Raw genomic sequence first — 22,926 nt, 5'->3', positions numbered from 1 at the left:
GGCGAGGGTCAGGGCCGCAGGTATCCTGCGGCCCCCGAGACGAAATGGACGCAGAAACGGAAATCAGCCGAGGGCGCTGGCGTCGCGGGTTTTCGGGGACGGGACCTCGACGGTCCAGTCGTAGCGCGGAGGGTGATCCACGGGATGCACCAGGCGCCGCACGCTCGGGAAGCCGAGGACCCGGGCGTCGGGGCGGTAGCAGACCGACTCCAACTCCTCGAGTGTGGGGAGGGCACGCCGCACACCGGCGCCGTGCGCCACGCGGCTGATCGCCTCACCGACGGCGCCGGCGAGTAGCCCGTCGACGAGAACCGGGAGCGTCTGCGGGCAGTCGAGCACCCACGAGTGGCGCGCGCGGCGGATGACGACGAGCTCCGCGTCGAGTCGGCACGCGGCGTCGCGGCCGCACTCCAACGGGACGATCAGGTCCCGCTCGCCGTGCAGCACGGTCGCGTGCGTCCCGTTGGCGCGGATCCGGTCCAGGGTGGGGGCGGACGGTGGCGACAGGAGGACGGAGCTGACACCGGAGGTGATCCACCCGGGCCGCCGGATCTTCCGCCCGAGCACGGGCGCCGCGAGGCGGCGCAGCTTCCGGGCCTGCTCGCGGTCCCTGTGTGGCGGGGCGGTGTCGGCGCAGTCGATCACGAAGCCCGCCATGTACGGCAGGAGGGCCGGCGGGAATCTCAGGAGCGTGTCGCGTCGCCGGTCCCACGCTGCGCCCACGATGGCGTCGATGAGCACGAGAGACGAAACGAGCTCGGGGCGCAGAACGGCCAGCTCCGTGGCGACGCGCCCCCCGGTCGAGTGACCGGCGACCAGGCAGTGCCGGACGCCGAGATGGTCGAGCGTGTCGGCCACGACGCCGGCCCACTCCCGCACGCCGCTGCGGCCGGGCAGAGGGGGCGACTCCCCGTGACCGGGTAGGTCGATCCCGATGACACGGACACCGAGCTCGGTGAGCCGTGAGGACGACTGGGCGTAGAGACGCGTTTCGGCCCCGAAGCCGTGGAGCAGTACCAGCGGGATGCCCCGTCCGCCCCACGTGACACCCACGCGCAGGTCGTCATCTACCTGGATGACGTCGTGGCTGAGGCGGTCCATCCGGGCATTGTCGACGGTTTCGGCCACGAAGTGGTGGACCTTCGCACTCTCCGCGCGATCCCGTAGTAGAAGATTCACCTATCCAGGGTCCGTGGGGCTCAGGTCGCCCGCTCACCTGGCTCGTCGGACACGATCGTCGCTCACATCGGACCGCCCACTAGGTTGGCCGGGCCCGTGCAGGCCGTTCAGTGGGGGATCAGGTGAGGCGGCTCGGACATTTCCTGGTGCGGCGGCGGGTGCTCATCGTCGTCCTGAGCGGCATCCTCTTCGCTGCCGCCGGGGCTTACGGCGCCGACGTGGCGGGCCAGTTGTCGTCCGGCGGATTCGACAACAAGAACTTCGAGTCCTCACAGGCCCGTGATCAGCTCTCCGAGAACTTCCCGGCCGGGGTCCCGAACCTCGTGCTGATCGTGTCCGTTCCCGACGGCGATGTCGACGATACCGATGTCGCCACGGTCGGCCGGGAGCTCTCCGACGAGTTACGCGACAACGACGGGATCTCCTCGACGCTCTCCTACTGGGACTTCGGCGCCGCACCCCTGCGAGGGCCCGACGGCGACAGCGCGCTCATCCTCGCCACGATCGACGGAAACGACGACACCGTCGACAACTGGGTGTCCGACTTCGGCGATGACTTCATCGGTGAGCACGAGACGGCCGACGGTAGGACCGTCGTCGTCGGGGGCAGCGGCTTCGGACCGATCTTCCACGAGATCGGAAAGACGATCGAGGAAGACCTCATTCGGGCGGAGCTGATCGCTCTGCCACTCACCCTCATTCTCCTGCTGTTCGTGTTCCGAAGCCTCGTGGCCGCGCTGCTCCCGCTCCTCGTCGGCGGGCTCGCCATTGTCGGGGCGTTCGTCGTGTTGAAGGTCGTGTCATCAGTCACGGAGGTGTCGATCTTCTCGCTCAACATGACGACGGCGATGAGCCTCGGGCTGGCCATCGACTACAGCCTGTTCATCGTTTCGCGCTTCAGGGAGGAACTCGACCACGGGAAGACGACCGAGGAGGCCGTCGTCCGAACGGTCGAGACCGCAGGACGCACGATCTTCTTCTCGGCTGTCACCGTGGGCATCGCCCTGTCGGCGCTGCTCGTCTTCCCGCTCCCGTTCCTGCGTTCGTTCGGCTGGGCCGGTCTGGCGGTCTCCTTCGTGGCGGCCGTCGGTGCGATCGTCTTCCTGCCGGCGCTCCTCGCGATCCTCGGGCCTCGGGTCAACAGGTTGGCGATCTGGCGGCGCCAGCCCAAGCCGGTCGACGAGGGTTTCTGGCACCGGATCGCCCAGTTCGTGATGCGCCGGCCCGCCACCGTCGCCATCACCGTGACCGCGTTCCTTCTCCTGCTCGGTACGCCGTTCCTGCGCATCGAGCTCGGGCTCCCCGACGACCGTGTCCTCCCCGAGGGGGCGGAGAGCCGGGAGGCCACCGACAGGATCCGTGACGCGTTCGACTCCAGTGAGTCGACAACCGTCCAGATCGTGGCCGTCGATGCCGGTGATCCCGCGACGGTCGCCGGGAACATCGAGGAGTACGCGTTGGGGTTGTCGTCGGTTCCGGGCGTCGCGCGCGTCGATGCGGTCACGGGTGTCTACAGCAACGGCACGGCCGAGCTCTCCTTCATCGACGACGGCGGGATGCTCACCGACGGCGGTGACATCACGGCCCGCTTTGCCGGCAGCACCGGCACATGGTTCTCGGTGGTCCCCGACATCGAGCCAATCTCCGGTGAGGGTGAACGACTCATCCACGACATCCGCAGTCTCGAGGCTCCCTTCGACGTGGCCGTGGGAGGACAGTCGGCAGAGCTCGTCGACTCCAAGGAGGGGATCTTCGGTCGACTTCCACTCGCCCTGGCGCTCATCGCTGTCGCCATGTTCGTGCTGCTCTTCCTCGCCTTCGGAAGCATCGTGGTCCCGCTCAAGGCGCTCGCCCTGAACATCCTCAGCCTGACAGCGACCTTCGGTGCCATGGTGTGGATCTTCCAGGACGGCAACCTGTCGGACCTCCTCAACGTCACCGCCACCGGGACGCTCACGGCGACCGTACCCATCCTGATGTTCTGCGTGGCCTTCGGGCTCTCGATGGACTACGAGGTCTTCCTGCTCTCGCGGATCAAGGAGGAGTACGACCGAAGCGGCGACAACGCCTCCTCGGTGGCGCTGGGCCTCGAGAAGTCGGGCCGGATCGTGTCGGCGGCGGCGATCCTGATCTCGATCGTCTTCTTGGCCTTCGTCACGAACCGTGTCTCGTTCATGGTCCTGTTCGGCCTCGGGCTCGCCCTGGCGGTCCTCATGGACGCCTTCGTGGTGCGCGGAACGCTCGTACCGGCGTTCATGCGCCTGGCGGGCGACTGGAACTGGTGGGCCCCACGCTGGATGAAGCGCATCCACGCCCGGATCGGGATCTCGGAAGCCGACCCGGATGACCGGTTTGATGCGTCCGTGAGGTCCGCATAGCGCACCTCACGGACGCATCAAACCGAGTGTCAGCTGCGAGCCTCGAGCGCCTCGATGAGCTTCGGAACGACCTTGTGGACGTCACCCACGATCCCGAGGTCGGCAACCGAGAAGATCGGCGCCTCGGCGTCCTTGTTGACGGCGATGATGGTGTCGGAGCTCTTCATGCCCACGAGGTGCTGCGTCGCCCCCGAGATCCCGAGCGCGATGTAGACCTTCGGCTTCACGGTCTTGCCGGTCTGGCCGACCTGGTGCGAGTACGGCACCCAGCCGGCGTCGACGATGGCACGCGAGGCGCCGGGCGCACCCTTGAGGAGCTTGGCGAGCGTCTCGACGAGGGCGTAGTGCTCGGCCTCCCCGAGCCCGCGGCCACCCGACACGACGACATCGGCGTCCTCGAGCTTGGGCCCCTCGGCCTCCTCGACGTGGCGGTCGAGGACCGTGGCTTCACCCGCGCGACCGGTGTCGACACCGTCGACGGCGACGACTGCCGCCGCACCTCCACCGGAGGGCTCGGCCACGAAGGACTTCGGGCGGAAAGCAACAAGATGCGGCGTCTCCCCCTCGAAGGCCGTCTCCACGATCTCGGTGCCGCCGAAGATCGCCGTGGTGGCACGAACCTGGTCGCCGTCGACGACCAGGTCGGCGCTGTTGGTGAGCACTGTCCTGTCGATCCGCGCCGACAGGCCGGCGATGGCGTCGCGGCCGTCGTAGGACTGGTCGAACATGACCAGGTCGGGGCTGTGCTCGCCGATCAGCTTCTCGAGCGCGGCAGCGCCCACGGCCCCGGCGAGCCGGTCGCCGCCGTCGACGGCGTACACGGTGGTGGCGCCGTGCTCGCCGAGAGCACCGGCAGCGGTGTCGGCGTTGCTCCCGACGTAGACGGCCTCCACCGTGTCGCCGACGTCACGGGCCTTGGTGAGGAGCTCGAGGGCGGCGGAGGTGACCCCGTCGCCGTCGGCCTCTGCGAACACCCAGACTTTTCCGATACTCATGTCGCGTTCCTCCGCTGACTGCGTGCGTGGGGTGTGGGGACCCGGGGCCTCAGATGACCTTGAGCTCGTCGAGGAAGGCGACGACGCGCTCGTGCGCGTCGCCTTCGTCCTCGATCTTCTCGCCGGCCTCGCGCTCGGGGGCCGCCTCGACCGAGGTGATCGCCTGGTGGGCACCCTCCCAGCCGATCTGGCCCTCGAGACCGAGATCAGCGACCGTGACCTCGTCGACGGGCTTGTTCTTGGCGGCCATGATCCCCTTGAACGAGGGGTAGCGCGGCTCGACAACCCCGGCCGTGACGCTGGCGACAGCGGGAAGCGGCGCCTCGACGGTGTCGTAGCCGGCCTCTGTCTGGCGCTGGATCGTGACCTTCCCGTCGCCCACCTCGATGTGCTTGGCGAAGGTGAGCGCCGGCCAGTCGAGCAGCTGCGCGATCTGGGTCGGGATGGTCCCTGTGTAGCCGTCGGTCGACTCCGTGCCCGTGAGGACGAGGTCGGCGTCACCGACCCGCTCCACTGCCTTGGCGAGGACCTTGGCGGTGCCGAGGGCGTCGGTTCCGGCAAGCGCGTCGTCGGACACGAGCACGGCTTTGGCCGCACCCATGGCGAGTGCCGTTCGCAGACCCGACACCTCGTTGTTGGGGGCCATCGACAGGAGCGTGACCTCGCCCTCACCGGCGGTGTCGACGAGTTGCAGGGCCATCTCCACACCGAAGCTGTCGGACTCGTCGAGGATGAGCTTGTCGGTGCGCTTGAGGGTGTTGTCGGAGTCGAGCTCTCCGGGGGCGGCCGGGTCGGGGATCTGCTTCACGCAGACGACGACGTTCATGGCACTCCGTTCCTGGGTTCTCGTGTTGTGTCCGCGGCGCCTGACCGCGCCGGGCCCGCGACATGGTGCGGGAATCCCCTGATTCTGGCAACTGGGGGACCACCACGTCGAAGCGGGACACAGGCCCCCGGCACCGCTCAGCCCAGATCGCGTGCCCGGAAGACGCCGGCGGCCGCCACCATCACGACCACCAGGTACATGAACAGCAGGAATCCCGACCCGGCAGCGGTCCGCGTGAAGAAGTCGAGCTCGACCGAGGGATCGAGCAGGGGCACGAGGTTCGAGATCACGTACCAGTTCGTCGCCTCCGGCTGGAACGACCGCAGGATCGCCTCCACGCCCACGAGGTACGCGAGAACGATGCCCATGGCGCCCGCGGTGCTGCGCGCGAGGAAGGCCAGGGAGGCTCCGAGGACACCGAACCCGGCGACGAGCAGACCCGTCCGCCCCACCATGAGAACCAGGTGGCGGAACCAGGCGATGTCGGCGCCTTCGGTGGTGCCCTTGACGAACACGCTCGGCAGGAGCACCAACGAAAAGAGGACCTGGAACGCCACGTACAGGAAGAACACGACGACAGCCACGGCAGCGAGGCGCATCGCCACGAACCTCAGTCGTCGCGGCTCCCAGGTGAGAAGTGTCTCGAGGTTACGGGACGCGTAGTCGCCGCCCACGAGAGACGCCCCGAGAAGGACGGCGACCATCAGCAGCATGATGCTCGACGCCATGAGCAGGGACTCGTCGTTGCCATCGGCGCGGGCCTCGTCGTCGGGCCAGAACTCCACGAGATGTGGGCGCGTGTCGGTGTCGGTGGAGAGGAACGCGCCGTCCCCTTCGGAGAGCTGCTCCACCGTGGGGACGCGCTCGATGCAGCCGGAGGGATCCGTCTCGAACTGGCAACCCTCGAGAAGCTGCTCGCGGTAGTCGCCGAGGAACTCACGCGCGTTCTCTTCGGGAGTGTCGGCGTCGACCGTGAGGAAGACCGTCACACCGAGAACGGCGATGCTGCTGAGCCCGAGGAGGATCGCCACCTTCACGACGCGCCGGGACAAGGCGCGGCGGACCTCGGCGGCGAAGAGCCGTCTCATCCCGACGTGTCCCCGCCGGTGAGATGGAGGAACACACCCTCGAGGTCGAGCTGACGAGGTGTGAGCTCGCGGGGGTAGAGCCCGTGGTCGGCGAGGATCCGTGCGATGGTCGAGCCGTCGGGCCCGGATCCTGCCACCAGGAGCCTGGAGTCGTCGCGCTCCACTTCCATGCCGGCCTCCCGGAGCACGCGCTCGGCGCGGTCCGGGTCATCGATGGCGACTGAGACGCGCGCCGATCCACCAGTGGCGAGCACCTCGTCGACGGTCCCAGCGGCGATGCACCGTCCGTGGTTGAGGATGGCGACGCTGTCGCACATCTGCTCGACCTCTCCGAGCAGGTGGCTCGAGACGAACACCGTTCGTCCCTCCGCTCCGAGCGAGCGGACCAGCTCGCGGATCTCCACGATCCCCGCCGGGTCGAGACCGTTGGCGGGCTCGTCGAGGATCATCAGGTCGGGGTCCTTGAGGAGCGCCGCCGCCAGGCCCAGGCGCTGCTTCATGCCGAGCGAGTAGGTCCGGAACGCGTCGTTGCCGCGGCCCCGGAGGTCGACGCGGTCGAGAGCACGTGCAACCCGGCTCCTGTCGATGCCCTGCATCGCCGCCAGGAGTTCGAGATTGCGTCTCCCCGACAGGTGGGGAGTGAACGCCGGTGTCTCGACGATGGACCCGACCCGGTGCGCCACCTCGCCGAGCCCCCGGTTGGAATCCGCCCCGAGGACCCGCCACGTCCCGGCCGTGGGACGGATCAGCCCGAGAAGACACCGGATCGTGGTGGTCTTGCCCGAGCCGTTCGGTCCGAGGAAGCCGAACACACCGCCCGCGGGGACGGTGAGGTCGACACCGTCGACCGCCACGGTCCTGCGTCCCGTCATGCTGACGTAGGTCTTGCGGAGCCCCCGGATCTCGATGGGGGGAGAATCCCGCGAGATCGCAGTCAACTTTCTGCCTTTATGGGGTGAAAGCACCGGTCCGAACAATTTGGAGGGTTCTGGTGCACGAGGCGCATGATACGTGCCGACGCCGACGGAGCCGCAGTCGGATCGGGGAGCCCGCGGGGCCGGCGATAGCTTCGGCGCCGTGGGCTCCCCCAGGCACTCTGACGTGCTCGTGGTCGGTGCCGGACCCGCCGGGACGGCTGCCGCTCTGACCGCACGCCGCCACGGCCTCCACGCCGAGGTCGTCGACCGGGCGACGTTTCCCCGCGACAAGACCTGCGGCGACGGTCTCACAGCCGCGGCGTTCCGCCACCTCGAGGCTCTGGGTCTGCCCCGCAGCGCGCTCCCGGGCCTCACAACCGTCACCGAGGCGGTCCTGGTGTCCCCCAGCGGGCGGGAGGTCCCGCTGCCGCTCCCCGGTGACGGCCTCTTCGCCGGCGTGGTTCCCCGCGCCGAGCTCGACCATGCGCTCGTGACCCACGCCCGGGCGAGCGGTGTCCCCGTCCACGAGGGCTCCGGCCTGGTCGATGTCACGGTCGGTCCCGACCTCGTGACCGCGACGTGTGCCGACGGCTCACGCCACGCCGCCCGGTACCTCGTCGCTGCGGACGGGAACTACTCCACCGTTCGGAAGATCCTCGAGCCAGGCGCCGGCCCGCGCTTCGGCACATGGCACGCGTTCCGCCAATACTTCTCCGGTGTCGACGACCCGCGCCTGTGGGTCTCCTTCGAGGCAGACCTGCTCCCCGGCTACGCCTGGGTGTTCCCACTCCCCGACGGCCGCGCCAATGTCGGGTACGGGGTGCTGCGCACGCCCGGCACGACCGGACGGCAGCTCAATGCCCTGTGGCATGACGTCGTCACGCGGCCGTCCATGCGGCGGATCCTTGGTACCGCCAGGCCCGAGGGCTCACCGCGGGCCTGGCCGATTCCCGGCGACCTGGATGGCGGCGCGCTCCACGACGGCCGGGTTCTCTACGTCGGCGACGCGGCCGGTGCCGTCGACCCGATGACCGGCGAGGGGATCGCCCAGGCCCTGGAGACCGGGATCCTGGCCGCTGAAGCGGTGGCCGGTGGAGGCACGGCGGGTGCCGTGGGCGAGCGGTACGACACGGCGGTGCTCGGTGCACTGCAGGCCGACGCCCGCATGGCGCACGGGCTCCAGCGGCTCCTCGCGCACCCCCTCCTGGCCCGAGCCGCCGTACGAGCGATCGGAACCTCGGGATGGACACGACGGAACTTCGCCCGCTGGATGTTCGAGGACTACCCGCGGGCAGTGCTGGTGACACCACGTCGCTGGCACCGGGGCATGTTCACCGGGGACGGCGCCTACACCGACTGATCCGCGGGCGGACTCCCCACGAGCTGATCCCACGACCTGATACCACCGACTGCACCTGACGGACCCCTCCGCATCACCCGTAGCCGTCCCACCCCACCGCTACGATCAGCGTGTGGCTCTCCCTCTCCCCCGGTCCCTGTCTCCGAGCTCAGTGTCGTCGTTCAAGGACTGCGCGCTCGCCTTCCGTTTCGCCTACGTCGACCGCCTACCGGAGCCGCCGTCCGTGCCGGCCAGCCGCGGCACCCTCGTCCACCGGGCGCTCGAGCACCTCATGACCCGGGAACCCGGCGACCGGACCCGTGAGGCCGCCCACGCCGACCTCGCCACGGCAATCGATGAGCTCCGCGACCACCCGGAGTTCGCAGGGCTCGGCCTCACGCCCGACGAGCAGGCCACGTTCGAGGGTGAGGCGGCCGAGCTCGTCGACAGGTACTTCCAGCTCGAAGACCCCCGGATGATCCGCCCCATCGGGATCGAGCTCAAGATGCAGGCCGCGCTGAGCGACGACGTCGTCATCCGCGGCATCATCGACCGCCTCGAGCTCGACGAAGACGGCGAGCTCGTCGTCACCGACTACAAGACGGGCCGGGTCCCCGGCGAGCAGTGGGAGCAGAAGAGCCTCCAGGGGGTCCACGTCTACGCCCTGCTCTGCCAGGAGATGCTCGGGCGCCGACCCGCACGCGTCCAGCTCCTCTACCTCTCGGAGCCCGCCTCGATCGTCGCCACCCCGACCGAGCAGTCGGTGCGCGGCGTGGCACGCAGGAACCTCGCCGTCTACGAGGCCGTCAGGGGCGCGTGCCGCCGCGACGACTTCCGCCCCAGTCCCGGGCCGCGCTGCGACTGGTGCTCCTTCCGGAAGTACTGCCCCGCCTTCGGGGGCGATCCCGCCGACGCCGTCGAGCTGCGCATCGAGGCCGCCGAGAACGAGGCAATCGCCGCCGGCAACCCGCCGCTGTTCACCGCATCGGGCGCACCGACGACCTGACCGTGCCCCCACCACCTCACGAGCATCCATCGTCGGCTCTGCCGCTGCACCGCCGCGTCGACGACGCGGTCGACGACTTCGTCGACCGGCACCGCCACCCGGCAGCTGACGCCGTCTTCTACTCCCTGTCGAGCGCCTTCGACCACAGCATCGGGTGGCTCGCGCTCGGTGCCATGCGGTCTGTCGCCGAACGTGACCCTGCACCGGCTGTCCGCCTCGCCGCCGTTCTCGGCCTCGAGAGCTTCACGACCAACGTCGCCATCAAGTCGCTGTTCAAGCGGGTGCGTCCCATCGAGCACGACGAAGGCTTCGACCGCGACACCACCGAGCTCCCCTACGGGGCCCGAATCCCGATCACGAGCTCGTTCCCGTCGGGGCACGCCACGGCGGCCTTCACGGCAGCGGGCCTGCTGTCCCAGGGCCGCCGCCACGCCGGTGCCTACTACGCGCTGGCGGGTCTCGTGGCCGCCAGCCGCGTGTACGTCCGGCTCCATCATGCGTCCGACGTGGCGGTCGGGGCGGTCCTCGGCCTCGCCATGGGCCGCCTGGCCCGGAGGATCGCTCCGCTCGACCGCTGACGGCCCCACCTCCCCGCCGAGATGGTGGGCCGCGATGTGCGTTCAGCCGGCAGCCGCGATGCGTCTGCGGGCGTGGTCGAGTGCGGCGGTGAGCGGTGTCACGCCACGGTGCTCAGCCTCATCGAGAATCGACACCACCGTGTCGGCGATGGCGTCGACACGAGCCCGCGCGTCCTCAGGGTCGTAGGCGCCGGTTTCCCGGGCGAGGTTGATGACTCCCCCGGCGTTGACCACGAAGTCGGGAACGTAGAGGATCCCCGCATCGCGCAGCTGCTCGGCGACGGCGTCGTCGGTCAACTGGTTGTTGGCCGCGCCCACGACCGCCCGACACCGGAGCGACGCGACGGTCTCCGCACTCAGCACACCGCCGAGCGCGCAGGGCGCCAGGATGTCGCACGCCGTCGTGAGGGCGTCGTCGGGCTCGACGGCCGCCACCGATCCCTTGAACCGTTGCGCCAGGGCGGCCGTCGCATCGGCCCGGACGTCCGCGACCGTGACACGCGCCCCGGCCCCCACGAGGTGCTCGACGAGGAGCGTTCCGACCTTTCCGACGCCGGACACGACAACGTGGCGGCCACGGAGACCCTCGCCGCCGAAGAGCCGCTGCGCCACGGCCTCCTGTGTGCGGTGGACGCCGCGGGCCGTGGCCACGCTCGGGTCGCCGGAGCCCGTACTCGCTCCCGTGACGTGGGGACACACGTCGAGCACGGCGTCCATGTCGGCGGGTGTGGTCCCGACGTCTTCGGTTGTGATGTAGCGCCCCTCCAACAGGCAGACGGCCTCCCCGTACGCGTGGAGGAGCTCGGGGCTCCGCGCCGATCGCGGGTCGCCGAGGATGACGGCCTTTCCGCCACCGTGATCGAGGCCTGCCACGGCGTTCTTGAACGTCATGGCCTCCGAGAGCCTCAGGACGTCGGTGAGCGCCACGTCGAACGACGGGAACGGGTAGAAGCGGGTTCCCCCGAGAGCAGGTCCGAGAGCCGTGGAGTGCACGGCGATCACCGCCTCGAGCCCCCGGTCGCGGTCAATGAACCGCACGACCTCCTCGTGGGTCGGTACGTGCAGGTTCTCGTGCTCCAGGGACACGCGACCACCCTAGACCCGGCCCTCGAGCCGCCGGATCGCCGAGAGGGGCGCGACATCCTCACGGGTAGGATGCGAGCGTCCGTTCCGTGTCACCCTGTTGTCCACCAGACGGGAAACGACGTGTCGCCCTCCGAACGCTCCCTCGCCGATCGCCTGGGGTACGGGCCCGACGCGAGGCTGCTCATCGTCAACTGCGACGATCTCGGTTCGACCCGGGCGGCCAACGTCGGGATCTACGACGCCCTCCGCAACGGCGTCGCGACGAGCGCCTCGCTGATGGTCCCCGCACCGTGGGCGCGCGACGCTGCCGCGGGCTACCGCGGCGAGGACATCGGCGTGCACCTGACCCTCAACGCCGAGTGGGAGAGGTACCGGTGGGGGCCCGTCACCCACTCACCGAGCCTGCTCGACGGCGACGGCGGCTTCCCCCGGACACAGGCCGACGCGTGGGACCACGCCGACCTCGACGAGGTCCGCAAGGAGTGCAGGGCCCAGATCGAGCGTGCCGTGCTGTGGGGATTCGACGTCAGCCACCTCGACAGCCACCTCGGAACGATGCAACTCCACGCGGCCTTCTTCGACATCTACCTCGAGATGGCCGTCGACTTCGGCCTGCCGCTTCGCATGGCCTCCGCTGCAGCGCAGCGCACGATCGGGTTCCCATACCGACGGCTCGCCGCCGAAGAAGGCATCGTGTTCACCGACCACTTCGTGAACTGCCCGGTCGGTGCCCGCTCCACGATCGAGAAGGTCCTGTTCGACCTCCGTCCCGGCGTCACCGAAGTGTTCCTGCACCCCGGGGTCGACACCGACGAGCTCCGCAGCGCCTACCCCGACTGGCCGGGCCGTGTGGAGGACCACGCGTTCGCCTGCACCGATCCGTCGCTGCCCGACCTCGTGGAGCGTGCCGGCGCCACCCTCATCGGCTACCGCGATCTCCGCGAGCTCCAGAACTCCTAGGAATCGGTTTTCAGAGGCGAGCAAAGCGTCAAAACGTCAGTCTTGACGCGAGTTCCTTCTGCATCGCCCGGTACTCGGGGGAGCCGGTGATCGGGATCATGGTCATGAGCCTGCCGGTGTCGCCGGTGCACTTCATGCGCCCCTGCATGAACGCCACGTTGGGGTCGAGGGTCGCCTCGGCGATCTCCCGGCCGACCTCGTAGGGCATGGTGAGTGTGAAGTCGGGGTCGTTCAGCTCACCGATCTGCGATTCGAGGATGCGCCCGTCCTCCACCACCCAGTAGTAGTGGACATCACCGTCGGGCCCACCGGTGACCACGTACTGGATCTGTGCACTGGCATCTTCGCGGACAGGCTGGTCGGCGCTCAGCCGACGTCCCTCGTCGAGCCACTCCTGTGTCAGGTACCTCACGCGTCCTCCACGGGTTCCGTCAGTCACGAGGCTTCGCGCGAGGCGGATGCCTCCACGAGCTCCCGGACCCCGGCAAACAGGTCGGTTTCGAGCTCACCGTCGGCCACACCGTTGTCGACGAGACAGCGGGCCGGAGCGAAGTCCTCGTAGCGGAGCATCTCGGTCGGGACCTCGTGGAGCAACGCCATCCAGTGCGACTCGGGATCGATCTGTGTTCGATGAGCGAGGAGCGCGTCGCGACCGACGTCGGTGAAGCCCTCGACGTCGATCAGCGTCGTGAAGTCGTCGGGAAGCTCCTCGATCTGGAGGATGCGCTCGGCGAAAGGGCTCTCGACCCCGGCCTTCTCGAACGCCTCGTTCATCGCGAGCACGCGGCGCTTCGAGAAGCCCGTGTAGTAGAGCTTCGCCGGCTGCCAGGGATCGCCGGCTCCGGGGTGGACGTCGGGATCGCCCGCCGCGTCGAACGCCAGAACCGAGACCTCGTGGACCTTGAGATGGTCGGGGTGCGGGTAGAAGCGACTGTCGTCGTAGGTGATCAGGACATGTGGCCGCTCGGAGCGGATGATCCGCACGAGCTTCGCGACGACCTCGTCGTTGTCGGCGTTCGCGAAGTTGTCGGGACGTTCGTTGTGCTCCGTGTCGGGCATTCCGCTGTCGTGGTACCCGAGGAGGTGGAGGCTGTCGTAGCCGATGACCTCCACGGCGTCACGCAGCTCCTGCATTCGTACATCGGGCAACTTCGCCCGTGTCTCCGGTGTGTCGACGGCAGGGTTGAGAATGTCGCCCGCCTCCCCTCCCGTGCACGTGACCAGCGAGGTGTGAACGCCTTCAGCCGAGTACCGCGCCGTCGTGGCCGCGCCCTTGGACGCCTCATCGTCGGGGTGGGCGTGAACGGCCAGGAGGGACAAAGGTCCGTTGGTGGAGGGCTCTCGGGGCACGGCTCGAAGTTAGTCGTCGGCAGGTCCTGTGGGGGTACGGGTGACCTCCCACACGGGCACGAGCCCGATGTCGCGGAGCCGGCGACGGCGCAGCTTCCTCCACTCGAGCTGCTCCGGCGGCTGGACGGCCGCAGTGAGCCCACTCGGCATCTCGTCGGCAGTCGCCCCGGCGTCGCCGTCGGCCGTGTCGCCCCCGGCACCGTCGCCCCGGGAGTCGTCACGCTGCGCCGCGTCGTCGCCGGCAGCCGCGGGGCCATCGGCCTCCGGGCCGTCGCCCTCGAGCACCTCGTGCATGACGTCGTGAAGGCCCTCCGACACGTGCACGCCACCCGGCTTGGCCGTGCTGACGAGTCGGTTCGCGAGGTTGACGACGGGGCCGTAGTAGTCGCCGTCGCGGGTGAGCACCGCGCCATACGCCAGGCCGGCACGGGCCGGTGGGATGACGTCGTCGGCGACTGTTCCGGCCACGAGGCTCAGCGCGATGTCGAGCGCGCGCTGCGTCGATGAGCTCACGTACATGACCTCGTCACCGATGCTCTTCACGAACCGCCCACCGTTCTCGGCGACGATGTCGTAGGCGAGCCCCTCGAAGCGGTCGAGGAGCTCCGACAGCTCCTCGCGGGACACCTTCTGGCTCAGAGCCGTGTAGCCGGTGAGGTCGACGAACCCCACGGCCAGGTCCCGGGTTTCGGAGCGGGGCGCGTCACCGCGGGCCAGCCGACGCCACAGCGCAGCCCGCAGAAGGAGTCGGTGACCGTAGTCGAGAAGCGCCGACATCTGGTCCCAGTCGACGAGCTCGGCGAGCCCACCGGCGACCTCCACCTCGTCGACACCCTCGTCGCGCATCGCCGTGAGGGACGCCATGATGTAGTCGGTTTCGGCAGCGGCGAGCCGGTTGAGGCCGACGCTCGCGATCCGGACGACGTCCACGAGGGCGTCGAGGTCCATCGGGCCGGCCGCGCGTTCGAGGGCCCGCTCGAGTGCATCGACGTCGTGGTCGGTGAAGGCAGCGAGGTCGCTCGGAAAGTCGGGGAAGCCCAGGGCGCGCCACAACCGCCGTACCGTGGCGACGTCGGTTCCCGCCCGCTCGGCGACCTCTTCCTGGGTGAACTTTCGTTTCCCGGGCGCGAGGAGCCGGTCGACGACGAGGACGGGAAGCCATCCGTCCCTCTCCGCACGCTCGATCTCGTCGGCCGGCGTGCCGCGCTTGCGGAGGAACTTCCGCGCGTCAGTTCCCATGGCGATCCGGGAGCGGTCGATCGGGAAACATCACCCCGAACGCAGGACGTCCTTCCACGCCACGTCCTTGTCGACCTGCGGCTCCTTGGGGAGCCCGAGAACACGCTCACCGAGGATGTTGCGCATGATCTCGGAGGTACCGCCCTCGATCGTGTTGGCCCGCGAGCGGAGAAAGCCCTTCACGACGGCCCCGTGGTCGATCTCGCCGGAGTCGACCCAGCCCGGCATCGCTCGCCCTCCGCTGCCCGACGAAGCCCAGGCGAGCGCATCGGGGCCCTCGAGGTCGACGGCCAGCTCCTGGAGCCGGATGTTGAACTCGGCCTGGAAGAGCTTCGTGACCGACCCCTCCGGCCCGGCCTGGCCCGCCTTGCGGGCGGCCGCGGCCCTCTGGTTGGTCAGCTTGATCACCCGGTTCTCGATCACGGCCTGCGCAGCCCGCTGACGGAGCACCGGATCGAGAATCGGCCTGTGGCGGTCGAGGACACGCATCACCGGGGAGCCGCCCACCGCGTCGCCGCCGACCGACCCTGCGCCCGACAGTGCCACACGCTCGTTCATCAGCGTCGTGATGGCGACGCGCCACCCTTCACCCTCGGGGCCGAGACGCATGGCGTCGGGAACACGCGCCTCGTCGAAAAACACCTCGTTGAACTCGGCGTCGCCGGTCATCTGCACGAGAGGCTTGACCGTCACGCCGGGGCTCTTCATGTCGATGACGAAGTAGCTGAGGCCCTTGTGCTTGGGTACATCCGGGTTGGTCCTGGCGACCAGCATCCCCCACGTCGCCTCGTGGGCGAGCGTCGTCCACACCTTCTGGCCGGTGACGACCCATTCATCGCCGTCGCGGACGGCACGGGTGGCGAGCCCGGCCACATCGGAGCCCGCGGTGGGCTCGCTGAAGAGCTGGCACCAGATCTCGGTTCCGCGCGCTATCGGTGGAAGGAGCCGCTTCTTCATCTCCTCGGATCCCCACTCGATGACCGTCGGCCCTCCCATTCCTATCCCGATGATGTTGTACGAGCGCGGGACCTGGTAGTGGGTCAGCATCTCGTTGACGGGGCGCACCTGCGCCGGTGTCAGCGAACGACCCACGCCGTACTCCGATGGCCACGTCGGGGTGGCCCAGCCCGCGTCCGCGAAGCGGATGCACCAGTCGGTGTAGTCGAGCTGCGAGCGGAGCCGGCGGAACTCCTCTGTGTCGTCGTTGTCGACAGCCTCCATCCAGCCGTCGGGCAGCTCCGATCCGAGCCAGTCGCGCAGCTCGTCGAGTAGAGGGGCTGCTGTAGCAGTGGTGCTCACGGTCATGGGCTCCTCGTGTGGTGGGACCGCCGCGCACGCTACCGCTCCCCCTCCACCCACGGCCACAGGAGCGGCACGCCGCTCAGGGACGAACAGCGGTGACCCCGACCGTCACGGGTCGATGACTACCCTGTGAGCGGTGAACGTCGAAACCCCCGTTTCGGCGACCGACGACACCGAGCTCCCCGACCGTCGGACACGTCGTCTCCGTCGCCAGCATCAGCGCGGCCGATTTCGGCGCGCGCTCGCGTCGAGGCCTTTCCGCTGGGGAGTGTTCGGCGTACTGGTGGCCGCGCTCGTCTTCGTGGGCATCGGTCTCACCGAGCGCGTCGTCTACAGCGGCGCCATCCTCCCAGGCGTGGAGATCGAGGGTGTGGAGGTCGCCGGGCTCGACGAGGCCGACGCCGGGGAGGCCGTTGCCGCCTTTGCCGAGACCGTCGAGACCGAGCCGATTCCTGTAACGGCCGGTGACGCGGAGCTGGCGCTGGATCCCGCGGCCATCGGCGTGGAGGTCGACGACGTGGCGGCGGTACGGGAGGCGCGTCTCGTCGGGCGCAGCGGCAACCCGGTCGAGCAGACGGTGGGGTCGATCCTCCGCCGGTTCCGCAGCGAGACCGTCCCCCTCGAGATCACCTGGGGCGACGCGGCGCTCGACTACACCGTCGACGTGTGGGCGGCGGAGGCCGACACGCCACCGGTCGACGGGGATCTCACGTTCGACGGTGCAACGGTCACGGAGGTCCCACCCGTCGATGGGTCCGTGATCGACCGCGACGCCGCGCGGGAGCTCCTGCGCGACGCCATCCGGAGCCCCGAGCGTGGCACCGTCACCCTGCCCATGATCACGAGCACGGCCCCGGTGACCAGTGCGGAGGTGGCACGCGCCGCCGAGGAGGCGCGGGCGCTCCTCGCCGAACCCGTCACGGTCACGACACCGGCGACCTCCTTCACGATCGAGCCCGAGATCCTGGGTAGGACCCTCACCACCCGAGTCGAGGGTGACGCGCTGCTCCTGGGTATCGACCCACTCGCCCTCTACGCAGCGCTCGGGCCCGGGGTCGTCTTCGTCGAGACGACGCCCGTCGAGGCGTCCTTCGAGGTGCACCCCGACGCGACCGTGTCGGTGATCCCGTCGCAGGTGGGTCGATCCATCGACCTGACCCAGGTGGGCGACGCCATCCTCGCCGGTCAGCGGGTGGTCACGGCCTCGTTCACCGAGAAACAGCCCGAGCACGACACGGCGTGGGCCGAGGCACTCAACATCACCGAGCGGATCGGGACCTTCACGACCCAGCACCCGTGCTGCGCCTCACGTGTCACGAACATCCACCGAGCCGCCGACATCCTCCAGAACCAGATCATCGAGCCCGGCGAGACCTTCTCGCTCAACGACACACTCGGGCCACGGACCGTCGAGCGTGGGTTCGTCGAGGCGGGGGCGATCGCCGAGGGCAACAAGTTCGTCGAGGACGTCGGTGGCGGCGTGAGCCAGATCGCCACGACCCTCTACAACACGGTGTTCTTCTCCGGCATGGAGGACGTCTCGCACACGCCCCACTCGCTCTACATCTCGCGGTACCCCATGGGTCGTGAGGCAACCGTCAACTACCCAAACCTCGACCTGAAGTGGCGCAACAGCTCGGGCTCGGGCGTGCTGATCCGGACGGCCTACACCGACACGTCGATCACGATCTCGTTCTACGGAAACTCCGAGGGACGTGTGGTGACGAGCGAGGAGCCCACGGTCACCGCGAGGTACCCCGCCGGCTCGGAGACCAAGCTCACGCCGTTCCTGCCGAAGGGAACGACTGAGACCGAGGACGCCTACGACGGGTTCTCGGTCGTGTACGCGCGCACCATCACCCAGCCGGGCAGCGAGCCCGTGCGCCAGGAGTGGACGTGGCGCTACGACACGCTCGACGCCATCACCTACGTGGGTGTCGGCGGCTGAGCGTCGGCCGTTGCCGTCGACTCGTGCGGGCGGGTCTCGCCGCCCCCCAGGCCCCAGCGGTTCCGTGTGAGGCGCCAGAACACCTCGAGGACCGCGGCGCCGGCGGCGGCGACGAGTAGCGACTCCACGAGCGCCGGGCCCGCCGGCAGTTCGAGGTCGAAGAAGTCCTTCGCCAGGGGAACGGTGAAGGCGCCCACGACGAGAGCGACCATCCCCACCACGAGGAGCGTTCGGAGCAGGGTGAACGGGCGGGCGAGCAACATCAGGATCCACAGGCCGATGACGAGAAGCGTGAGCGTCGCTGTCGTTCGCGACTCGGTGAGGCTGAGGTCGTTGGCACGCGCCAGGGCGTAGGACCCGAAGGTGGCGGCGGACGCGATGATCCCCGCCGGAACGGCGAAGCGGAGCACCCGTGGCACGAATCCGGGCTGGTAGCGCCGCGTGTTGGGTGCCATGGCGAGGAAGAAGCCGGGAATCCCGATCGTGAGGCTCGACACGATGGTGAGGTGGCGGGGAAGGAACGGGAACGGCCAGAGGAAGACACCCACGAGGATCGACAGGATCATCACGTAGACGGTCTTGGTGACGAAGAGATTGGCGACACGCTCGATGTTGCCGATCACACGTCGGCCCTCGGCCACGACCCCCGGCATCGTGGCGAAGCGGCCGTCCATGAGCACCAGCTGTGCGACGGCCCTCGTGGCCGGTGCACCCGATCCCATCGCGATGCCGATGTCGGCGTCCTTCAGGGCCAGCGCGTCGTTGACGCCGTCGCCCGTCATGGCAACGACGTGGCCCCGGGACTGCAGCGCCCCCACCATCGAGCGCTTCTGGTGCGGCGTCACCCGGCCGAAGACCGCGTTGTGGTCGAGGGTGTCGGCCAGCCCGTCGGGATCGTCATCATCGAGCGAGCGCGCGTCGACGACCCTGTCGGCGTGGGGAACGGCGACACGCGATGCGACAGCACCCACCGTGCGCGAGTTGTCGCCGGAGATGACCTTCACCGCCACGCCCTGCTCACCGAAGTAGCGGATCGTGTCGGCGGCGTCGGGACGCACCTGTTCCCGGAGTAGCACGAGCGCCGCGGGCTCCAGTCCGTCGGGGAGCTGCTCCTCCCGAAGGCTGTTGCCGGTCCGTGCGAGGAGCAGCACGCGCGAACCGCCACCGGCCGCGCCATCGGCACGTCGGCGAGCCGCGTCGTCCCCGCGGCCGGCGAGGACCATTTCGGGTGCCCCCAGAATCCATGTGCCGTGTGGCCCGTAGTCGGTCGCGCTCCACTTGCGCGCCGACGAGAACGGGACACGCTCGGCGACCTCCCATCCGTGGGGAGCGTCGAACTCGTCGGCGATGGCGGCGAGGGTCGGGTTGGCGTCGGGCTCCTCCCCCAGGGCACCCAGCGCCGAGGTCACGATGTCTGCGTCGACACCGTCGAAGACGTCGACGCGCTCGAAGGCGATGATCCCCTCGGTCAACGTCCCGGTCTTGTCGACGCAGATGACATCGACACGTGCGAGGCCCTCGACGGCCGGGAGCTCCTGGACGAGCACGTTTCGGCGCCCGAGGACGATCACACTCAGCGCGAACGCAATGCTCGTGAGCAGGACGAGGCCTTCGGGGACCATGCCGACCACACCGGCGACCGTTCCGGCGAGTGCCTCCTTGACCGACTCGTGGGAGTTGAGCTGGCTGAGCAGGAGCAGCGCGGCGGTCGGGACGATCGCCCACGTGACGTAGCGCAGGATGAGGTTGATGCCGTCCTGGAGCTCGGAGCGAACGAGGGCGAACCGCTTGGCCTCGTCGGCGAGTTTCCGGGCGTAGGCCTCGGCCCCGATGCGTGTTGCCCGGAGCCGTCCCTCCCCCGCCACCACGATGCTTCCTGACAGCGCCTCGTCGCCGGGTGTCTTGTGCACGGGATCCGACTCGCCGGTCAGGAGCGACTCGTCGATTTCGAGGCCGTCGGTCGCGAGGACACTGCCGTCGGCCACGACCTGGTCGCCCACGCGAATGTCGAGGACGTCGTCGAGAACGATGTCCTCCGTCGGATGCTCTGCCACGGAGGCATCGCGCACGATGCGGGCCTTGGGCGCGTTGAGGACGGCGAGGCGGTCGAGAGTGCGCTTGGCGCGGACCTCCTGGATGATGCCGATCAGGGCGTTGGTGACGAGGACGACGCCGAACAGGGCGTCCCGGTACGAGCCGACGATCAGGATGATGACCAGCATCGTTCCGAGAATGGCGTTGAAGCGGGTCAGGATGTTCGCCCGCATGATCTCGCCGACCGTACGGCTCGTGCGCTCGAACGTGTCGTTGACGAGGCCGGCGGCCACACGCTCCGCCACCTGAGCGGAGGTGAGGCCCGTGTCGGGGTCGGGCGCGGAGGATCCGGGACCGTCCCCGGGGCGCGCCGGGTCGGCCACCTCGCTGTGATCCATGTGCCGACGCTACCCCGGGGCCACGTGCCCTCGGGGTCCTCGGGGCTCGCGGGATACTGGCCCGATGACCGGTGGCGCGGCGTACCCCGCCGAGTGGGAGTCCGACGTCGTGCTCTCCGACGGGCGCACGGCACACCTCCGCCCGATCCGGCCCTCGGACGCGGACGGCCTCTACTCGCTGTGGGAGCACCTGTCGTCGCAGTCGATCTACCTGCGCTTCTTCGCCCCGGTACCCCGGCCGTCAAGACGGCAGCTGCAGATGCTCGCCACCGTCGACTACGTCGACAGGATGGCCCTCGTCGCCCAACTCGGCTCCGAGATCCTCGGGGTCGCCCGCTACGACCGGCGCGTGAACGTGACCGATGCCGAGGTGGCGTTCGTCGTCGCCGACGAGCACCAGGGGCGTGGCATCGGCACCGCCCTGCTCGAGCAACTGGCAGCCGTGGGACGCGCCAACGGGATCCACCGTTTCGTCGCCGAGACGCTGCCGGAGAACCACCGGATGCTCGCTGTGTTCCGCGCCGCCGGATGGAGCGTCGACAGTGAGTTCGGTGACGGCGTCATCGAGGTCTCGTTCCCGATCGAGTCGACGGAGCAATCTCGTGCCGTCCTGGCAGCGCGTGAGCAGTCCGCCGGAGCGGAGTCGGTTCTCAGATTCCTCTCTCCATCGTCGGTGGCAGTGGTGACAGCCGACGCGCAGGAGGGCAACACGTTCGGAACCGTCGTTCGGCGTCGCCTTCGCTCGAGCGGGTTCAGAGGACCCGTGTACGACGTCCGGCGCCGCGGGGGGCCTCGGCAGGCGGGGACCTACCGGACGCTGCTCGACATCCCCGCCACCGTCGACCTCGTCGTCGTCGACGTCCCACCGCGCCTGCTCCGACCGGTGCTGGAAAACTGCGCCCGCATCGGGATCGGGGCGGTGGTTGTCGCCGGCTCGGATCCACCCGGCGCGGGACCGGGTGCTGGTTCCGGGGCAGGAGATCTCGTGGCCTTCGCCCGCCAGAACGGGATGCGTCTCGTCGGTCCCGACGCAGGCGGCCTGCTCAACACCGATCCCGCGGTACGCCTCAACGCATCGTCCCGGCGGGTGCTCCCGCCCCGCGGGGGAGTCTCGGTTGCCACGCAGCTCGGCGAGCCCGCAGCGACCGAGCTGGAAGAGAAACACAGCGGTGCGCTCGACGTGGCGACGTGGGTGTCACTCGGCACCCGGTCCGACGTGTCGGTCAACGACCTGCTGCGCTACTGGGAGGACGACGGCGACACCACCGTGGTCGCGTTGGCGGTCGCGTCGTTCGGAAACCCCTTCCACTTCGTCCGCCTGGTCCGATCCGTGAGTCGCCGGAAACCCGTCGTGGCCGCCTACCCCACCCGTGGGCCCGACGACGACACACTGCTGGCACAACTCGGGGTGATCCGCGTCGACGACGCCGACGAACTCGTCGAGGCGACACGGCTGTGCCTCGGCGGGGTTGACGCCGACGCTCCCGCCGACTCACCGGTTGCTCGACGCGTGAGTGCCCACGCTCTCTGGGCGCGACGCAACGAGGGCTCCCCGGCGTCCTTCGACGACATCGACGCCACCGTGATCGAGGACGTCGCCGAGTCGTTCCTCGACCGCAACGACGGTGCGGGTGCGCTCTCTCCCGAGCAGGCGATGCTCGTCTGCCGGTCGGCGGGAATCCCCACGCAGCCCACACGCCGCGTCGCCACAGCGGACGAGGCGGCGTCCGCAGCAACCGAGATCGGCTTTCCGGTCGCCGTCAAGGTCGCGTCCGAGAGTGTCGACTACCGCGACCACACCGGCGGCCTCCACCTCGGCCTGAACAACGAGGACGACGTCCGCCAGGCCTTCACGGCGCTCACCGCGGCCCTGGGCGACGACACCGGTGGGGCTCTCATCCAGCCCATGGCAGCAGCAGGTGTGCCGGTGGCGTTGACTGTCGCCCACGACGCCCGCTTCGGGAGCGTGGCCTTCGTGTTCCCGGGCCCCGACGGGCGCTTCGGATCCGGCCCCCGCGCTGTGCACGTGCTGCCCGTCACGGACGTGGAGGCACGGGAGTTCGTCCGCACGGCCTTCTCCACGCTGTTCCCCGCTGACGTGACCCCGCCGTGGGCCGAGGGGCGCGTGGCCGACACGCTCCTGCGGCTGTCGCAGATCACCGGGGACGTGCCGGAACTGACCGAGATCGCCCTCGATCCGCTCGTCGTCACGCCCGAGGGGCCGCTGGCTCTCGACGTGTACGCCCGGGTCTCCCCCGCTCCGACGGGACCTCCGGCCGACCTGCGCCGGATGGCGTAGCGTC

Annotated in this window: 18 protein-coding genes; 7 read left to right on the top strand and 11 right to left on the bottom strand. The window is 69.4% G+C overall.

What is annotated here, in order from left to right; translation table 11 throughout:
• Positions 1-63: 63 nt before the first annotated feature.
• Positions 64-1,128 (bottom strand): alpha/beta hydrolase, encoded by a 1,065-nt coding sequence (locus R3A49_00465; GenBank protein MEZ5169202.1) that lies wholly within the window; start codon positions 1,126-1,128, stop codon positions 64-66.
• A gap of 173 nt (positions 1,129-1,301) precedes the next feature.
• On the opposite strand from R3A49_00465, the gene R3A49_00460 reads away from it, so the two are divergent.
• Entirely contained in the window at positions 1,302-3,557 is a 2,256-nt protein-coding gene (locus R3A49_00460) for an MMPL family transporter (protein ID MEZ5169201.1), read from the top strand.
• Positions 3,558-3,586: 29 nt separating this feature from the next.
• Here R3A49_00460 and R3A49_00455 read toward each other — a convergent pair whose 3' ends face one another.
• The 4 genes from R3A49_00455 to R3A49_00440 all read right to left on the bottom strand — a co-directional run bounded on the left by R3A49_00455 (position 3,587) and on the right by R3A49_00440 (position 7,338).
• Complete coding sequence (locus tag R3A49_00455; GenBank protein ID MEZ5169200.1) at positions 3,587-4,552, bottom strand: electron transfer flavoprotein subunit alpha/FixB family protein; 966 nt, start codon at positions 4,550-4,552, stop codon at positions 3,587-3,589.
• Between the two features lie 49 nt (positions 4,553-4,601).
• The gene (locus tag R3A49_00450; GenBank protein MEZ5169199.1) at positions 4,602-5,378 is read right to left on the bottom strand and encodes an electron transfer flavoprotein subunit beta/FixA family protein; all 777 of its coding nucleotides are present in this window, start codon (positions 5,376-5,378) and stop codon (positions 4,602-4,604) included.
• 137 nt (positions 5,379-5,515) lie between these two features.
• Positions 5,516-6,466: a hypothetical protein gene (locus R3A49_00445; protein ID MEZ5169198.1), complete on the bottom strand. Its 951-nt coding sequence runs from the start codon at positions 6,464-6,466 to the stop codon at positions 5,516-5,518.
• Positions 6,463-7,338, bottom strand: coding sequence for an ABC transporter ATP-binding protein (locus tag R3A49_00440; protein MEZ5169197.1), 876 nt, complete (start codon positions 7,336-7,338; stop codon positions 6,463-6,465). The genes R3A49_00445 and R3A49_00440 overlap by 4 nt, the downstream gene beginning before the upstream one ends.
• A gap of 205 nt (positions 7,339-7,543) precedes the next feature.
• Between R3A49_00440 and R3A49_00435 the strand changes: the two genes are divergently transcribed.
• From R3A49_00435 to R3A49_00425, 3 genes are all read left to right on the top strand, one after another.
• Positions 7,544-8,743 carry a geranylgeranyl reductase family protein gene (locus R3A49_00435; protein ID MEZ5169196.1) on the top strand — a complete coding sequence of 400 codons (1,200 nt, stop codon included), beginning with the start codon at positions 7,544-7,546 and terminating at the stop codon, positions 8,741-8,743.
• Positions 8,744-8,855: 112 nt separating this feature from the next.
• Entirely contained in the window at positions 8,856-9,728 is an 873-nt protein-coding gene (locus R3A49_00430; GenBank protein MEZ5169195.1) for a PD-(D/E)XK nuclease family protein, read from the top strand.
• A gap of 2 nt (positions 9,729-9,730) precedes the next feature.
• Entirely contained in the window at positions 9,731-10,306 is a 576-nt protein-coding gene (locus R3A49_00425; GenBank protein ID MEZ5169194.1) for a phosphatase PAP2 family protein, read from the top strand.
• Between the two features lie 42 nt (positions 10,307-10,348).
• Here R3A49_00425 and R3A49_00420 read toward each other — a convergent pair whose 3' ends face one another.
• The gene (locus tag R3A49_00420) at positions 10,349-11,392 is read right to left on the bottom strand and encodes a Glu/Leu/Phe/Val dehydrogenase dimerization domain-containing protein (GenBank protein MEZ5169193.1); all 1,044 of its coding nucleotides are present in this window, start codon (positions 11,390-11,392) and stop codon (positions 10,349-10,351) included.
• Positions 11,393-11,512: 120 nt separating this feature from the next.
• Between R3A49_00420 and R3A49_00415 the strand changes: the two genes are divergently transcribed.
• Positions 11,513-12,352, top strand: a complete 840-nt coding sequence (locus R3A49_00415; GenBank protein MEZ5169192.1) for a polysaccharide deacetylase family protein — start codon at positions 11,513-11,515, stop codon at positions 12,350-12,352.
• Between the two features lie 28 nt (positions 12,353-12,380).
• Here R3A49_00415 and R3A49_00410 read toward each other — a convergent pair whose 3' ends face one another.
• The 4 genes from R3A49_00410 to R3A49_00395 are packed head-to-tail and all read right to left on the bottom strand — an operon-like array spanning position 12,381 to position 16,240.
• On the bottom strand, positions 12,381-12,764 hold the full coding sequence (locus R3A49_00410) for an SCP2 sterol-binding domain-containing protein (protein MEZ5169191.1): 384 nt from the start codon (positions 12,762-12,764) through the stop codon (positions 12,381-12,383).
• 23 nt (positions 12,765-12,787) lie between these two features.
• On the bottom strand, positions 12,788-13,702 hold the full coding sequence (gene mca / locus R3A49_00405) for a mycothiol conjugate amidase Mca (protein ID MEZ5169190.1): 915 nt from the start codon (positions 13,700-13,702) through the stop codon (positions 12,788-12,790).
• Positions 13,703-13,711: 9 nt separating this feature from the next.
• Positions 13,712-14,941, bottom strand: coding sequence for an adenylate/guanylate cyclase domain-containing protein (locus tag R3A49_00400; GenBank protein ID MEZ5169189.1), 1,230 nt, complete (start codon positions 14,939-14,941; stop codon positions 13,712-13,714).
• A gap of 30 nt (positions 14,942-14,971) precedes the next feature.
• Positions 14,972-16,240, bottom strand: coding sequence for an acyl-CoA dehydrogenase family protein (locus R3A49_00395; protein MEZ5169188.1), 1,269 nt, complete (start codon positions 16,238-16,240; stop codon positions 14,972-14,974).
• A gap of 139 nt (positions 16,241-16,379) precedes the next feature.
• Here R3A49_00395 and R3A49_00390 point away from each other — a divergent pair, with 139 nt between their 5' ends.
• Entirely contained in the window at positions 16,380-18,191 is a 1,812-nt protein-coding gene (locus R3A49_00390) for a VanW family protein (GenBank protein ID MEZ5169187.1), read from the top strand.
• On the opposite strand, the gene R3A49_00385 is transcribed toward R3A49_00390, so the two are convergent.
• Positions 18,170-20,623, bottom strand: a complete 2,454-nt coding sequence (locus R3A49_00385) for an HAD-IC family P-type ATPase (GenBank protein MEZ5169186.1) — start codon at positions 20,621-20,623, stop codon at positions 18,170-18,172. The two genes, R3A49_00390 and R3A49_00385, sit on opposite strands and share 22 nt — an antisense overlap.
• Positions 20,624-20,687: 64 nt before the next feature.
• Here R3A49_00385 and R3A49_00380 point away from each other — a divergent pair, with 64 nt between their 5' ends.
• Positions 20,688-22,922 carry a GNAT family N-acetyltransferase gene (locus R3A49_00380; protein MEZ5169185.1) on the top strand — a complete coding sequence of 745 codons (2,235 nt, stop codon included), beginning with the start codon at positions 20,688-20,690 and terminating at the stop codon, positions 22,920-22,922.
• The last annotated feature ends 4 nt before the right edge of the window (positions 22,923-22,926 follow it).

This window comes from Acidimicrobiia bacterium (assembly GCA_041394025.1).
Classification (GTDB): Bacteria; Actinomycetota; Acidimicrobiia; order IMCC26256; family JAOSJL01; genus JAOSJL01.
This window is presented reverse-complemented; position numbering and strand designations above follow the sequence as displayed.

Bases quoted from the DNA above. Each gene is read 5' to 3' on its own strand.
- R3A49_00455 (MEZ5169200.1), bottom strand. From the start codon at position 4,552: ATGAGTATCGGAAAAGTCTGGGTGTTCGCAGAGGCCGACGGCGACGGG.
- R3A49_00450 (MEZ5169199.1), bottom strand. From the start codon at position 5,378: ATGAACGTCGTCGTCTGCGTGAAGCAGATCCCCGACCCGGCCGCCCCC.
- R3A49_00445 (MEZ5169198.1), bottom strand. From the start codon at position 6,466: ATGAGACGGCTCTTCGCCGCCGAGGTCCGCCGCGCCTTGTCCCGGCGC.
- R3A49_00440 (MEZ5169197.1), bottom strand. From the start codon at position 7,338: ATGACGGGACGCAGGACCGTGGCGGTCGACGGTGTCGACCTCACCGTC.
- R3A49_00400 (MEZ5169189.1), bottom strand. From the start codon at position 14,941: ATGGGAACTGACGCGCGGAAGTTCCTCCGCAAGCGCGGCACGCCGGCC.
- R3A49_00385 (MEZ5169186.1), bottom strand. From the start codon at position 20,623: ATGGATCACAGCGAGGTGGCCGACCCGGCGCGCCCCGGGGACGGTCCC.
- R3A49_00380 (MEZ5169185.1), top strand. From the start codon at position 20,688: ATGACCGGTGGCGCGGCGTACCCCGCCGAGTGGGAGTCCGACGTCGTG.